General features: G+C 74.7%; 14 protein-coding genes. 6 read left to right on the forward strand and 8 right to left on the reverse strand.

The window, feature by feature from the left end; genetic code table 11:
• The first annotated feature begins 121 nt into the window (after nt 1-121).
• The 6 genes from LCD33_RS03225 (at nt 122) to LCD33_RS03250 (ending at nt 6119) form a co-directional block, all read left to right on the forward strand.
• Nucleotides 122-1399 carry a neutral zinc metallopeptidase gene (locus LCD33_RS03225; RefSeq protein WP_224956436.1) on the forward strand — a complete coding sequence of 426 codons (1278 nt, stop codon included), beginning with the start codon at nt 122-124 and terminating at the stop codon, nt 1397-1399.
• 471 nt (nt 1400-1870) lie between these two features.
• On the forward strand, nt 1871-2461 hold the full coding sequence (locus LCD33_RS03230; RefSeq protein ID WP_224966745.1) for a cysteine dioxygenase family protein: 591 nt from the start codon (nt 1871-1873) through the stop codon (nt 2459-2461).
• Nucleotides 2458-2913, forward strand: a complete 456-nt coding sequence (locus LCD33_RS03235; RefSeq protein ID WP_224956434.1) for a rhodanese-like domain-containing protein — start codon at nt 2458-2460, stop codon at nt 2911-2913. Before LCD33_RS03230 ends, LCD33_RS03235 begins: the two co-directional genes overlap by 4 nt.
• Before the next feature lie 229 nt (nt 2914-3142).
• Entirely contained in the window at nt 3143-3910 is a 768-nt protein-coding gene (locus tag LCD33_RS03240) for an ABC transporter ATP-binding protein (RefSeq protein ID WP_224956478.1), read from the forward strand.
• A 144-nt stretch (nt 3911-4054) separates the two neighbouring features.
• A complete protein-coding gene (locus LCD33_RS03245) occupies nt 4055-4837 on the forward strand; it encodes an enoyl-CoA hydratase/isomerase family protein (protein ID WP_224956433.1) in 783 nt (260 codons plus the stop codon).
• 103 nt (nt 4838-4940) lie between these two features.
• The gene (locus LCD33_RS03250) at nt 4941-6119 is read left to right on the forward strand and encodes a class I SAM-dependent methyltransferase (RefSeq protein ID WP_224966744.1); all 1179 of its coding nucleotides are present in this window, start codon (nt 4941-4943) and stop codon (nt 6117-6119) included.
• Here the strand turns inward: LCD33_RS03250 and LCD33_RS03255 are convergent, their stop codons facing one another.
• The 8 genes from LCD33_RS03255 to LCD33_RS03290 form a co-directional block, all read right to left on the reverse strand.
• On the reverse strand, nt 6120-6869 hold the full coding sequence (locus tag LCD33_RS03255) for an alpha/beta hydrolase (protein WP_224956431.1): 750 nt from the start codon (nt 6867-6869) through the stop codon (nt 6120-6122).
• A 116-nt stretch (nt 6870-6985) separates the two neighbouring features.
• Nucleotides 6986-7300, reverse strand: a complete 315-nt coding sequence (locus tag LCD33_RS03260; protein ID WP_224956430.1) for a hypothetical protein — start codon at nt 7298-7300, stop codon at nt 6986-6988.
• A 32-nt stretch (nt 7301-7332) separates the two neighbouring features.
• Nucleotides 7333-8304 carry a DUF3558 family protein gene (locus tag LCD33_RS03265; RefSeq protein WP_224956429.1) on the reverse strand — a complete coding sequence of 324 codons (972 nt, stop codon included), beginning with the start codon at nt 8302-8304 and terminating at the stop codon, nt 7333-7335.
• A 251-nt stretch (nt 8305-8555) separates the two neighbouring features.
• Entirely contained in the window at nt 8556-9227 is a 672-nt protein-coding gene (gene dhaM / locus LCD33_RS03270; protein ID WP_224956428.1) for a dihydroxyacetone kinase phosphoryl donor subunit DhaM, read from the reverse strand.
• Nucleotides 9227-9814 carry a dihydroxyacetone kinase subunit DhaL gene (gene dhaL / locus LCD33_RS03275; RefSeq protein WP_224977499.1) on the reverse strand — a complete coding sequence of 196 codons (588 nt, stop codon included), beginning with the start codon at nt 9812-9814 and terminating at the stop codon, nt 9227-9229. Before dhaL ends, dhaM begins: the two co-directional genes overlap by 1 nt.
• Nucleotides 9815-9831: 17 nt before the next feature.
• Entirely contained in the window at nt 9832-10827 is a 996-nt protein-coding gene (dhaK, locus tag LCD33_RS03280; protein WP_224956425.1) for a dihydroxyacetone kinase subunit DhaK, read from the reverse strand.
• Nucleotides 10828-11213: 386 nt separating this feature from the next.
• The gene (locus LCD33_RS03285) at nt 11214-12728 is read right to left on the reverse strand and encodes an aldehyde dehydrogenase family protein (protein WP_224956424.1); all 1515 of its coding nucleotides are present in this window, start codon (nt 12726-12728) and stop codon (nt 11214-11216) included.
• A 317-nt stretch (nt 12729-13045) separates the two neighbouring features.
• Complete coding sequence (locus LCD33_RS03290; protein WP_224956423.1) at nt 13046-13312, reverse strand: hypothetical protein; 267 nt, start codon at nt 13310-13312, stop codon at nt 13046-13048.
• Between the last annotated feature and the right edge of the window lies 1 nt (nt 13313).

Below are 13313 nucleotides of genomic sequence, written 5' to 3' on the forward strand. Positions count from 1 at the left end.
CGGCGTCGCACAGCTCCGACGAGTTCCGCGCCGCCCGCGGGCGAACGCGTGCCCGCCAGTCTCGCAGGCCGGAGACGCGGCCGCGGACGGCTGATCCACCCGGTGGTGCGAAGCTGGCGGGGTGCGCATCTTCCCGTCCGCCGTGCTGGCCCTCGTCCTCGGGGTCGCGGGTTGCTCGCCCGCGGCACCGCAGCCGCAGCCCGCGCCCGCCGGGGAACCGGCGAACCGGGCGGTCGACCCGGGTTTCGTGCACGGCACCGACGGCGGCGACACCGACCGGCTCGCCGCCACCGTCCTCACCGACGTGCGGGACTTCTGGAGGGCGAACCTCCCGGCCGTGGCGGGCGAGGAGTGGCACGACCTCGACGGCGGCTACTTCTCGGTGGACACCTCGAACGGCACGGGGCGCCCGCCGCCGTGCTCGGGCACCGTCGCGAACCTGGAGGGCAACGCCTACTACTGCGCCTCGGTGGACGCCGTCGCCTGGGACCGCGCGGCGCTGCTGCCGGTGCTGCGGGAGCACTACGGGGACGCGGCGGTCGCCGTGGTCCTCGCCCACGAGATCGGGCACGCGGTGCAGCAGCGCACCGGGGTGGACGTGGGCGCGGGCGGCGACGCGGCGCGCACCGAAGCCGGGGCGGACTGCTACGCGGGTGCTTTCCTGCGCGCCGCCGCCGACGGGCGCACCGCGCACCTGCGGTTCTCGCCGCAGGACCTGGACGGGGCGTTGCACGCGCTGATCGTGTTCCGCGACCCGATCGGCACCGACGCCACCGCCGGGGACGCGCACGGCACCTCCTTCGACCGGATCTCCGCGTTCCAGGACGGCTACCGGGACGGGCCCGGCGGCTGCGCCGACCCCGACGTCGAACGCGCCCCCACCGGCGACGGGCCCGACGGTCCCAACGCTCCCCTGGACGCCGCGGTCGCGCGGGCGGAGACGACGACCCGCGCGTTCTTCGGCGCCAGGGTCGCCGCCGCCGGGCGCGGCTGGACGCCGCCCGCGGTGCGCGCCGGGGACTGCCCCGGCGACCCGGTCGGCCTCTGCGCCGACCGCGGGATCGTCGGCTACGATCCGCCACGGCTCGACGAGCTGCACCGCGACATCGGCGACCAGGCCACCGCGACGCTGCTCGCCTCCCGGTACGCGCTCGCCGCGCTGGAACCGCTGGGACTGCCGACGACCGGTCCGGCCGCGGGGACCGCGATCAGCTGCCTCACCGGGGCCTACACCGCCGCCGAGCGGGTGTCCGCGGGCGATCTGGACGAGGCCGTCGAATCGCTGCTGGTCACCGACGCCGCGTCCCGCGACGCAGGCGGCGGGCAGGAGCTCACCGGTGCGCGGCGCGTCGAGGCCTTCCGCGACGGGCTGCTGCACGGCCCGGACCGCTGCGGCTGACCGCCGGGCCGCCGGCACGACCGGGGACCGGGGTCGGAGGCACCGGCGGACCGGGACAACCGGATCGGCCGCACCGGACTCGGGGACACCGGGATCGGGACACCGGGATCGCGGGCGCCGGATCGGCGGCCCGGACCGATCGCAGCGGGTGATCACCGCGGTCGCACCCGCACCCCCGGCCCGGCGCCCACATCGTGGGAGGCACCGGCCGGGGTATGGCCGAGAAACCCGGTGACGTGCCACGATCCGTCCGTGCCGGATTCGTTGCTGACTCGTGATCGCGTGATCGACCTGTTCCTGGTCGTCACCTCGGCCTGTCACTGACCGCAACTCCCCGTGGACCCGCTCGGGTCGACGGCGCGGCACCACCTGATCCCCGGACCCGCCCGCCCTGCCGCGGACGCATGCGGTCCGGCCCCGCCGATCGGCCCGTTCCCGATTCAGCTCTCGAACGAAGGAACGGAAACACCCATGTCCGCACCCACGCACATCTCGCAGTACACCCCCACCGAGGAGATCCCCGAACTCGGTGCGTTCGAGCTGCACCCCGCCCTCGACCTGCCGCTGCTGCGGGACTGGATCCGGCCCGACCACGACCTGTGGACGCCGAAGGAGCTGCGCGACCTCACCACGCTGGCCATCACCGAGCTGACCGGCTCGCTGCTGGACCTCGTCGAGGTGCACGACGAGGAACGCTGGTGGGCGCGGCTCGGCCTCACCGCGGGCGTCGAGCTGTGGCTGCTGTCCTGGGCGCCCGGCCAGGGAACCCACCCGCACGACCACGGCGGCGCCTCCGGCTCGTTCGCCGTGCTGTTCGGCGAAGTCCGCGAGGACTACCGCTACCCGTCCGGCCCGATCCGCACCGCGCAGCACGGCACCGGCGCCTCCATCGGCTTCGGCGCGGGCCGCGCCCACCAGGTGCGCAACACCGGTTCGGTGAACGCGGCCAGCGTGCACGCCTACTCGCCGCCGCTGCTGCCGGTGCGGCACTACGCCGACCTGGCCGACGTGCCGCCCGTCGCGCCGCAGCCGGCGGGCCCGATCCGGAAGGCAACCCGATGAGCGAGGTCACCGTGCCCCAGCAACGCGTCCACCCGGAGGACACCCCCGGATTCGGCCCGTACGGCATCGACCACCTGCTCGGCGACGCCCGCGACGAACTCGACCGGGTCGACCCGCAGCGGGCGGCGGAGCTCCAGCGCGACGGCGCCCTGCTGATCGACATCCGCCCGCAGGCGAACCGGCTCTCCGAAGGCGAGATCCCCGGCGCCCTGACCGTGGAGCGGATCGTCCTGGAGTGGCGGCTGGACCCGTCCAGCCCGCACCGGCTCGACGGCCTGCGCGTCGACCAGCCGGTCATCCTGGTCTGCAACGAGGGCTACGCGTCCAGCCTCGCCGCCGCGCAGGCCCGCGACCTCGGCCTCGGCCGGGCGACCGACCTGGTCGGCGGGTTCCGGGCGTGGGCCGCGGCCGGGCTGCCCGTCGTCGAAGGCGGCCACGCCCCCGTCGGCTGAGCACCCAGGTGAACGGACCGTTCGTCCGATCCGGTGGGACGAACGGTCCGTTCCCGCGCGTCCACCGCCCCCTCGGGTCGGCCCCGGCGCAAGCCCGTGGTGCGGGACCGGAAGAATGAGCACCGGAGGGGACCCGCCGGTGATCGCAGGCGGTCCGAACGCGCCCGGAACCGTGCGCAGAGCGGCCGGAAACGGCTGGGAGGTGGACGTGGACGACCTGGTCATCCGGATGGACGGTGTCGGAGTCCGGCGCGGCGGGAACGCGCTGCTGTCCGACGTGAACTGGTCGGTGGAGATCGACGAGCGCTGGGTGGTGCTCGGCCCGAACGGCGCGGGCAAGACCACGCTGCTCAAGCTGGCCGCCGCCGAACTGCACCCGTCGGACGGCACCGTGGACGTGCTCGGCGAACGCATGGGCCGCGTCAACGTCTTCGAGCTGCGCCCGCGCATCGGCCTGACCTCGGCGGCGCTCGGCTCCCGCGTGCCCGGGGACGAACTCGTGCGCGACGTGGTCGTCAGCGCCGGGTACTCGGTACTCGGGCGGTGGCGCGAGGAGTACGACGACATGGACACCGACCGGGCCGGGGAGCTGCTGGAGCTGCTCGGCGTGGCGCACCTGGCGGACCGCTCCTTCGGCACGCTGTCCGAAGGGGAGCGCAAGCGCACCCTGATCTCCCGCGCGCTGATGACCGACCCGGAGCTGCTGCTGCTGGACGAACCGGCCGCCGGGCTGGACCTCGGCGGCCGCGAGGACCTGGTGGCACGGCTGTCCGCGCTCGCCCTCGACCCGGACGCGCCGGCATCGGTGCTGGTCACCCACCACGTCGAGGAGATCCCGCCCGGGTTCACCCACGGGCTGCTGCTGCGCGACGGCGCGATCGTCGCGCAGGGACTGCTGGACGACGTGCTCACCGAGGACAACCTGTCGAAGACCTTCGACCAGGACCTGGAGCTGCAGCGCAGCGGCGACCGCTTCTTCGCCCGCAGGCGCGCCTGACCGCACCCGCGAACCGGGCCCCGCTCCCCAGCCGGAGCGGGGCCCGTCGCGTCCCGGACCCGACGTGAGATCAGCGCCACTGACGGTGCCCGCCGCTCGGGATAGCCTGCGGGCAAGCAGCGGTTTCGACGAGGAGGTTGCGGCGTGGGCGAGTTCGTCAGGCTCGAAGTGGAAGGCGCCATCGGCACGATCCGGCTGGACCGGCCGCCGATGAACGCGCTGAACCAGCAGATCGAGCAGGAGCTGAAGGCCGTGGCCGCCGAGGCCGCCGCGCACCCCGACGTGCGCGCGGTGATCGTCTACGGCGGCGAGAAGGTCCTCGCCGCGGGCGCCGACATCAAGGAGATGGCCGGCATGTCCTACGCGGACATGGCGGGCAAGGAAGCCGACGGGCTGTCCGCGGCGATGAGCGCCGTCGCCGCCATCCCGAAGCCGACCGTCGCCGCCATCACCGGCTACGCCCTCGGCGGCGGGTTCGAGCTGGCGCTGAGCTGCGACCGCCGCATCGCCGGAGAGGGCGCGAAGGTCGGCCAGCCGGAGATCCTGCTCGGCGTCATCCCCGGCGCGGGCGGCACCCAGCGGCTCGCCCGCCTCGTCGGCCCCAGCAAGGCGAAGGACATCATCTTCTCCGGCCGGTTCGTGAAGGCCCCCGAGGCGCTGGAACTCGGCCTCGTCGACGAGGTCGTCCCCGGTGACGAGGTGTACGCGGCCGCGCGGAAGTGGGCCGAGCAGTTCGCGAACGGACCGGTGCACGCGCTCGCCGCCGCGAAGGCCGCCATCGACGGCGGACTCGACGTGGACCTGGCCAGCGGGCTGAAGCTGGAGACGCAGATCTTCGCCGGGCTGTTCGCCACCGAGGACCAGAAGATCGGCATGCGCTCGTTCGTCGAGAACGGGCCCGGCAAGGCCGAGTTCACCGGCCGCTGACCGGCACTCCCGCGGACGCCCCCCCCGCCCCCCCCCGCGGGCGGGGCGGGCGCGCGGACTAGAGTGCTGCGCGTCCGAGCAGCGCGTGGCAGGGAGACCCGGAGTGGCGTACGCCTTCGACCTGGACGACGTGGCGTTCCTGCGCTCCCCCGCCGGGACCGAGGCCGTCGCCGCGCTGTCCGGGCGGCCGCTGACCGCGGACTCCCGCCTCGCCGACGTCGCCGCCGCCCGCGCCGCCGCGGGCCCGCGGTTCGCCGCCGCCGCGCTGGAGACCGCGGTGCTGCGCGGCAAGGCCGCGGCGAAGCTCGACGGCACCGCGGACTGGTTGTTCACCGGCGACGCGCTGCAGCAGGCCACCGCGGCCGCCGTCGCCCGGCACCGCGCGCGCCGCCTCGCCGGGCGGGACGTGCACGACGTGACCTGCTCGATCGGCGCCGATCTCCGGGAGATCGCCCGCGTCGCCCGGCGCTGCCTCGGCTCGGACCTCGACGAGGTGCGGCTCGCCATGGCCCGGCACAACCTCGCCGCCGACGGCGCCACCGCCGCGTTCGCCCGCGCCGACGCGCTGCGGCCCACCAGCACCGGCACCGCGATCACCGCGGACCCGGCGCGCCGCGACGGCAGCGGGCGCCGCCGCTGGAACCCCGCCGACCTGGTACCGCCGCTCGACGAGCTCCTCGACGTCTACACCGGACGCGACCTCGTCGTGAAGTGCGCGCCCGGCCTGGACTTCGACGCCATCCCCGCGCACGCCGAAGTGGAGGTCGTGTCGCTGGCCGGGCAGGTGCGGGAGGCCGCGGTGTGGCTCGGCGGGCTCGCCGACCCCGAAGTGCGCCGCCGCGCCACGGTGCTGCGCGCCGACGGCACCCGCGACGAGCTCACCGACCGCGAACCCGACGACTGCCCCACCCGCGACGCCGGGCAGTGGCTGGTCGACCCGGACGGAGCGGTGGTGCGCGCCGGGCTGGTGCGGCACTACGCGGCGCGGCACGGGCTGGGGCAGCTCGACCCGCGCATCGCCTACCTCACCGGCGACGCGCCGCCGCCCGGCATCCGCGCGTTCCGGGTCCTCGACCACGGCAAGTACTCCGAGAAGGCGCTGCGGGCGCTGCTGCGCGCGCACGACGTGGGGCGGCTGGAGATCATGACCCGCGGGGTGGACGTCGACCCGGACGCGCTGCGGCGCAGGCTCAAACCGCGCGGCGCCGGCGAAGCCACCGCGGTCCTCACCCGCGTCGGCAGCACCCCGCGCGCCTACCTGTGCCGGGCCGAACGCACCTGATCACTGCCCGACGATGGTGACCTGGCGGGTCTCGTGCGGGCCGTCCCAGGTGCGCGGCAACGGCGTCGTGACCTCCGGCGCGACGACGTCCACGATCGCGTCCAGCGCGGCCTCCGCCTTGCCGACCCACAGGTGCTTGGTGTCGCCGAAGCCGTGCACCCGGGCCTGCGGGATCGCCGCGAACCGTTCCCGCGCCTCCGCCGGGCGCAGGTAGTCGTCGAACTCCGGAACCAGCGCGTGCACCGGCTTCCCGGACTCGCCCCAGGCCCGCAGGTGCTCCTCGGTGCTCCAGCGCAGCGGCGGCGAGATCAGCACCGCGCCGCGCACCAGCGGATCCAGCCCGTGCACCAAGGTCAGGTCGGTGCCGAACGACCAACCGACCAGCCACACGTTCGGCAGGTCGTGGAACTCGGCGTACTCCAGGGCGGCGGCCACGTCGAACCGCTCCGCGCCGCCCGAGTCGAACTCGCCCTCGCTGCGCCCCGCCTCGCTGGCCGTACCGCGCGTGTTGAACCGCAGCACCGCCAGATCGGCGAGCGCGGGCAGCCGGAACGCGGCCTTGCGGAACAGGTGCGAATCCATCATGCCGCCGTGCGTCGGCAGCGGGTGCAGGCACACCAGGGTGGCCCGCGGCGCGCCGGTCTCCGGCAGCGACAGCTCACCGATCAACCGCAGCTCGTCCGCGGTGTGCAGGGTGATCTGCTCCCGCTTCGCGGGCAGCACGGTGTTGGCGCGGATCTCGGTGCTCATCCCCGCGATCCTCCCACGCGAGCACGCACCGATCGTTGTGAGCTTCCCGGCAACCGGGCCCGCCAGTACCGGCCGCAGCGGTGCGGTCGCCGAGGCACCGCCCCGCGCGAACCGGCTCAGGACCACCGGCGCGTCGGGCCGCGCCGGGCGCGGGCCTGCCAGCAGGAGCTGTGCCAATGCCTCCGGTCCGCCACGTCCCCCTGCTCGTCGGCGGGCCACGCCACCACGTGCCCGACACCGGGCCGCACCTCGTGGTCGCAGCCCGGGCAGCGGTAGGTCTTGGTGGCCTGCGCGGCGGGCACCGTGCGCACCACCCACTCGCCGTCGGGACCCTCTTCGACCCTGGACCAGCCGAAACCGGCGCCCAACGGGCGCGGGGACTTCCCCGGCTGGCCTCCGGCGGGACGTTGTTGGCGGTTGCGGCGCGGCACGCCCCACACCGTAACCGCCCGCGCCGCCGCCCCTAGCGCGGTGGCAGCCCGGGCCAGGCGCGCTCCGCGAGGCCCCTCGCGAACTCGCACGCGTCCAGGCCGGTCCCGTCCGGGTAGGCGACGACGAGCATCGCCACCTCCACCTGGCCGTCGCCGGCCGGGCCGAACGGCAGGTGCCCGGTCTCCGCCGAGCACAGCGGGGTCGCCGGATCACCACCGACGACGCTGGTCACGGTGCGCCGGCCCGCGATCTGCTCCTCGACCGCCGTGCCGTGCAGCACCGCAGGCGGGTCACCGGCCGTGTGCACCAGCCGGACCCGCGGCGCGGACGCGTCGTCCGGCCCCCACTGGCACTGGTGGCCGCCCGGCGCGGCCACCGGCTCGGCGTTCTCCAGGCCCGGGACCTGCCGCACCACGTCGGTGGACAGCACCCGGCACGGATCCAGCACGGCCAGCGAGTTCGCGGGGAAGTTCCGGTGCGACACCCGGTGTTCCCGGATGGCGGCGGCGACCTGTTCGGCACCCGCCTGCGCCATCCCGCACAGCTCGACACCCGGACCACCGGCCAGCTGGTCGGCGCTCACCAGCACCGACCGGTCGCCGAGCAGCACCCGCCGGGTGCAGTGGCCCGGCAGCGGCGCCTCCTGCGCGATGCGCGGCTCGGCCTCGCCCACCACCGGATCCGACTGGCCGGGGTCTTCCGGCGCGAGTTCGCCGACCTTCACCTGCGCGAGGGCACCGCCGTCCGCGCGCACCCGCAGCAGGCAGTAGTCCAACGAGACGGTGCCCGCGTCGCGCACCTCGCCGAAGCGCGCCAGCGCGGCATCGTCGACCAGCGAACACGGGTCGACCGTGCGGGGATCGCCGAGGGCCGCCGCCCGATCGGCGGACTCGCGGTCCGGCGCGGGTTCGGGGAGCTGCTGCGCGACACCGCTGCACCCTGCGGCCAACAGCAGCGATAGCAGCAGCACCGGCAGGCCTCGGAAGCGGGGGCGCGACGGCATCGACTCACCCTAACCGCCCGGCGACCCGCTCCCGCGACGATGGGGGCGGGCCGCGCGGAACTCCCGGTCGCCGCGCCTCGACTCGTCGCACGGTCCCCGGACGGCAGGACGTCCGCGGCCGTCCGGTGGACCGCTTTCCGGGCGCGGGCGCGGATTTCCGGCCCGAGCTGCGAGGTCCCGGGCGGCGGTCCTCCGGGCGAAGCTGCCGATCCCCGAGCCGGGCGGGGCCGTGATCTCCCGGGCAGGCCCGGTCACTCGCCGAAGTTGCCCTCCACCAACTCCAGCACGCGCCGCACCGCCTCCCCGGCGTCGGCGCCGCTGGCGACGAGGGTCACCCGGTCGCCCTTGCGGGCACCGAGCCCCATCAGCCCCAGCACGCTCGCCGCATCGGCCTCCGCGTCGCCGAGCCGCACCCGCACGTCCGCCTGCAACCCGGCGAGGCTGCGGGCCAGCAACGCCGCCGGGCGGGCGTGCAACCCGACCTCGTTGCGCAGCTCCAGCTCCTCGGTGATCGTCTCCCCGGCCGGAGCGGCCTGCTCGATGTCCGACCCGACCCCGGCGGCGACCGCGGCGCGCGCCACCGCGTCCAGGTCCTTGCCGCCCTGCGCCTCCACGGCCGCGGCCACCGCGCCCTCCACCAACGGGGCGTCCGCGACGATGGCCCGCGTCGGGTCGCCCAGCGTCTCCACCGCCAGCTCCGCCGTCATCTGCGCGCTGCCCAGGTCGTAGAGCAGCACCACCCCGGAACCCGAGTCGGCGTCCGAGAGCGCCGCGGACACCTTGTCGAAGTCGGTGCCGAGAGCACCCCCGGCCAACCCGCCCGCGGGCAGCACCACCACGTCCGGCGCCATCTGCGCGGCCAGCTCCGCCACCCCCGCGGCGAGCCGCTCGCTGTGCGACACGACGACCAGTCCGACACCCATCACGACCTCGATTCGGCGAACGCGGACAACAGCAGCGCGGTCGAACGGGCGCCCGGGTCGACGTGCCCCGCGCTGCGCTCCCCCAGATAGGACGCCCGGCCCTTGCGGGCGACGAGCGGTTCGGTGGACTCCGCACCCGTGCGCGCGGCGGCCGCGGCCACCGCCAGCACCCGGTCCGGGCCCGCGCCCTCCGCGGCGGCGGCCGTCGCCGCGTCCACCGCCGGGACCAGCGCGTCCACCATCGTCTTGTCCCCCGGCTCGGCCCTGCCGCGGGCCACCACGCCCTCCAACCCGGACTGCAGGGCCGCCGCGACCGCCATGCCGTCCAGCTCGGTCGCGTCCCCCACCGCGGACGCCGCCCGCAGGAACGCCGTGCCGTACAGCGGACCGGACGCCCCGCCGACCGTGGAGATCAACGTGGTGGCGACCTGCTTGAGCACCGCGCCCGGCGTCTCCGGCGCCGCCGTGTCCAGCTTCGAAGCGACCGCGCGGAACCCGCGGTCCATGTTCTCGCCGTGGTCCGCGTCGCCGACCACCGCCGCGCCCGCCCGCAGCGCGGCGATCACGTCCTGTGCCGTGCAACCCATCAGTTCACCCGTCCTCGTCACCAGTGCAGTGCGGCCGTGCGCACCGGGTCGTCCCACAGCTCGGTGAGCTCGTCGTCCAGCTTCAGCAACGTCAGGCTCATGCCCTGCATGTCCAGGCTCGTCGTGTACGGGCCGACCAGCCTGCGGCGCACCCGCACGCCCCGCTCCGCCAACAGCCGCTCCGCGACGCCGTGCGCCAGGTACAGCTCGATCAGCGGCGTCGCGCCCATCGAATTCGTGAACAGCAGGACCTCGTCGCCCGCCTCGAACGGCAGGTCCGCCAAGATCGGCTCCAGCAGCCTCGCGACCAGGCCGTCCGCGTCCTCCATCGGGATGCGTTCCCGGCCAGGCTCCCCGTGGATGCCGATGCCGATCTCCACCTCGTCGTCGCCGAGCGTGAAGCTCGGGGAGCCCGCGTGCGGAACGGTCGGCCCGGTCAGCGCCACGCCCATCGACCGCACCCAGCCCACCACGCGCCGGGCGATCGCCTCGCAACCCGCCAGGTCCACGCCGCGCTCCACCGCCGCGCCGACGATCTTCTCCACCAGGACGGTGCCGCCCACGCCGCGGCGGCCCGCGGTGTGCGTGGAGTCCTTCACCGCCACGTCGTCGTCGACGATCACCGCGCGGACGTCGGTGCCCTCCAGGCCCGCCAGCTCCGCCGCCGTCTCGAAGTTCAGCACGTCACCCGTGTAGTTCTTCACCAGCAGCAGCGCACCCGCGCCCGCCTCGGTCTCGGCGATCGCCGCCTGCACCGCGTCCGGCGTCGGCGAGGTGAACACCGCGCCCGGCACCGCCGCCGTGAGCATGCCCCGCCCCACGAAACCGCCGTGCAGCGGCTCGTGGCCCGAACCGCCACCCGAGATCAACGCCACCCGGCCCGCCAGCGGCGCGTCGGCGCGCACGATCAACGCCGGATCGGTGCGCACCCGCAGCAGCTCCGGGTGCGCGGCGGCCATGCCGCGCAGCGCGTCGCCGACCACCGCGGCCGGATCGTTGATGATCTTCTTCACCGTTGCTCTCCTCGCCGCCGGATCGCGACCGCGGCGCCGCCTGCTCGACGACCGGTCTCGCTGGAACGTTCGGGCGCACCGACCACACGCGCCCGGAGCGACCGCCTCCGCACAATCCTCACCCCCACCGGGGCCGCGCGGCACCTCTCGGCCCGCCGCGACGCGCATTCGATCACTCCGAGCGGGCAGGTTACGCGGCGCGACGCACCAGCACACCGAGCACCGCCGGTGCGAGGAAGGGAGCCTTCCTGTCACGGGTGCGAGGAAGGGAACCTTTCTGTCACCAGCACGGCCAAGGGAACCTTCCTGTCACCGGCGCGAGGAAGGGAACCTTCCGGTCACCGCACGCGGGGCGCGGTGACCGGAAGGCCCTCGTGCTCAGCCCGTCAGCGCCCGCGGGTGAGGCGGATCAGCCGAACGACCGCGCGCACCGTGCCCTTCGAGCGGGCGAAGCTCATCGGGTTCAGCGGGATGCGGAACTTGGTGCGGGTCATCGACTGCGGGCGGGCGAACTCGCGCAGCCCGTCCTCGCCGTGGATGCGCCCGAACCCGGAGTCGCCGACGCCGCCGAAGGGCAGCGCGGGAACCGCGGCGAACGCGATGACCGAGTTGACCGCGACCATCCCGGCCCGCAGCTTCCGCCCCAGCTCCACCCCGCGGGACCGCGAGAACACGGTGCCGCCGAGGCCGTAGTTCCCCTGGTTGGCGCGCTCGACGCCTTCGTCCGCGTCGCGCACGCGTTCCACGACGAGGGTCGGGCCGAAGGTCTCGTCGACCGCCGCCGCCGAGCCGGCCGGGACGTCGACGAGCACCACCGGTTCCACGAACGGGGGCCGCACCGAGTCCTTGCCACCGACGACGGCCCGCGCGCCCCCGTCGAGTGCTTCGTCGACGTGCCTGCGGATGACCTCGACCTGGGAGGGCATGGTGATCGGCCCCAGGTCGGCGCCCGGCTCACCGCCGGGCCGCAGCTTCTTGGCGCGTTCGGCGACGAGTTCGAGGAACCGGTCCGCGACGGCCTCCACCACGAACACCCGCTCCACGCCGATGCAGGTCTGCCCGGCGTTGGACATGCCGCCCCAGACGGCGGCTTCCGCGGCGGCCTTGAGGTCGGCGTCGGAGTCGACGATGAGCGCGTCCTTGCCACCGCACTCGACCAGCACCGGGGTCAACGTCTCCGAGCAGGCCGCCATCACGCGCTTGCCGGTGGCCGTGGAGCCGGTGAACGCCACCTTGTCGACGCCGGACGCGCACAGCGCGGCACCGGTCTCGCCGAATCCGGTGGTGAGGGCCAGCACGGGGTGCTCCGGTACGACCTCGGCGAAGCTGTCCACCAACCAGCGACCGACGCCGGGGGTGAGTTCGCTGGGCTTGAACACCACCGAGTTGCCCGCCGCGAGCGCGTAGGCGATCGATCCCATCGGAGTGAACGCCGGGTAGTTCCACGGGCCGATCACGCCGACGACCCCGAACGGCACGTACTCGACGGTGGCGGCCTGGTTGGCCATCAGCACGCCGGACCCCACCTTGCGCCTGCGCAGCACCTTCTCGGCCTTGTTCGCCGCCCAGTGCAGGTGGTCGATCACCAGGACCAGTTCGAGCCGGGCGTCGTCGAGCGGTTTGCCGGTCTCCGAACAGATCACCCCGGCCAGCTCGTCGATGCCGCGCACCAGCAGGGCGCGCCACTGGTCCAGTCGTTTCTTGCGCTCCGCGAAGCCGAGCTCCGCCCACCACCGCCCGGCGACCCGGGCGGATTCGACGATCTCGTTGACCTCGGTGGCGTCGTGCAGCGGGTACCGGCCCACGACTTCGCCGGTACGCGGGTCGAGCGAGTCGAACGTGGTCTGCGCTGAGCTCGCTGCGGCCATCGGCTCGGCCTCGCCGCTGGCGGTCCGGGTCATGTGCTGCCTCCCACCGTGTCAATGGTCGTTGTGAATCGGCAGCCTACGGAAATCCCGCGCTCAGCGGCAGGTTCTGCGAACTAATGCCGGGTTCGCATGTGAACGGCGCGAAGTCCTCGCCCGCCCGCGCGGCCGCGGCAGCGGGCTCCCGGGTTCGCGGCGCACCGCCGTCGGACCGCACCTCGGTCGGCGCGGCGGCGGTCGCGCGTCCCGGGCCCGGACGTGCGAACGCGGCGCCGCCGACCAGGCCGAAGCCGTGGTCGACGACGCCGCGCGGACGGGCCGTTCCGCCCGGTGACCGGGCGGGAAGGTCCCGGTCAGTGTTCGGTCGCGGTGTCCTCGGAGACGTCCGCGGGCACCACGATGGGCCGCAACCGGACCCACAGGGCGAACAGGACGGCGAAGACGAGCATGCCGACGCCGCTCCACAGGTTGATGTTCATGCCCGCGGCCTTCGCCACGTCCTCGGAGCTCGCGGTGGCCCCGAGCACGGTGAGCACCAAGCCGTACAGGAAGAACAGCACGGCGATGATCAGCCGGATGTCGAAGGCGCCCGCGGTGCGCTTGCTTGTCTCAGTAGCCATG

The organism is Saccharopolyspora sp. 7B (genome assembly GCF_020177435.1).
Classification (GTDB): domain Bacteria; phylum Actinomycetota; class Actinomycetes; order Mycobacteriales; family Pseudonocardiaceae; genus Saccharopolyspora_C; species Saccharopolyspora_C gregorii.

Coding starts and splice junctions, on each gene's coding strand:
- dhaM (WP_224956428.1), bottom strand. CDS start 9,227: ATGGGTGTCGGACTGGTCGTCGTGTCGCACAGCGAGCGGCTCGCCGCG.
- LCD33_RS03230 (WP_224966745.1), top strand. CDS start 1,871: ATGTCCGCACCCACGCACATCTCGCAGTACACCCCCACCGAGGAGATC.
- LCD33_RS03290 (WP_224956423.1), bottom strand. CDS start 13,312: ATGGCTACTGAGACAAGCAAGCGCACCGCGGGCGCCTTCGACATCCGG.
- LCD33_RS03285 (WP_224956424.1), bottom strand. CDS start 12,728: ATGACCCGGACCGCCAGCGGCGAGGCCGAGCCGATGGCCGCAGCGAGC.
- LCD33_RS03255 (WP_224956431.1), bottom strand. CDS start 6,869: ATGAGCACCGAGATCCGCGCCAACACCGTGCTGCCCGCGAAGCGGGAG.
- LCD33_RS03235 (WP_224956434.1), top strand. CDS start 2,458: ATGAGCGAGGTCACCGTGCCCCAGCAACGCGTCCACCCGGAGGACACC.
- LCD33_RS03240 (WP_224956478.1), top strand. CDS start 3,143: ATGGACGGTGTCGGAGTCCGGCGCGGCGGGAACGCGCTGCTGTCCGAC.
- LCD33_RS03265 (WP_224956429.1), bottom strand. CDS start 8,304: ATGCCGTCGCGCCCCCGCTTCCGAGGCCTGCCGGTGCTGCTGCTATCG.
- dhaL (WP_224977499.1), bottom strand. CDS start 9,814: ATGGGTTGCACGGCACAGGACGTGATCGCCGCGCTGCGGGCGGGCGCG.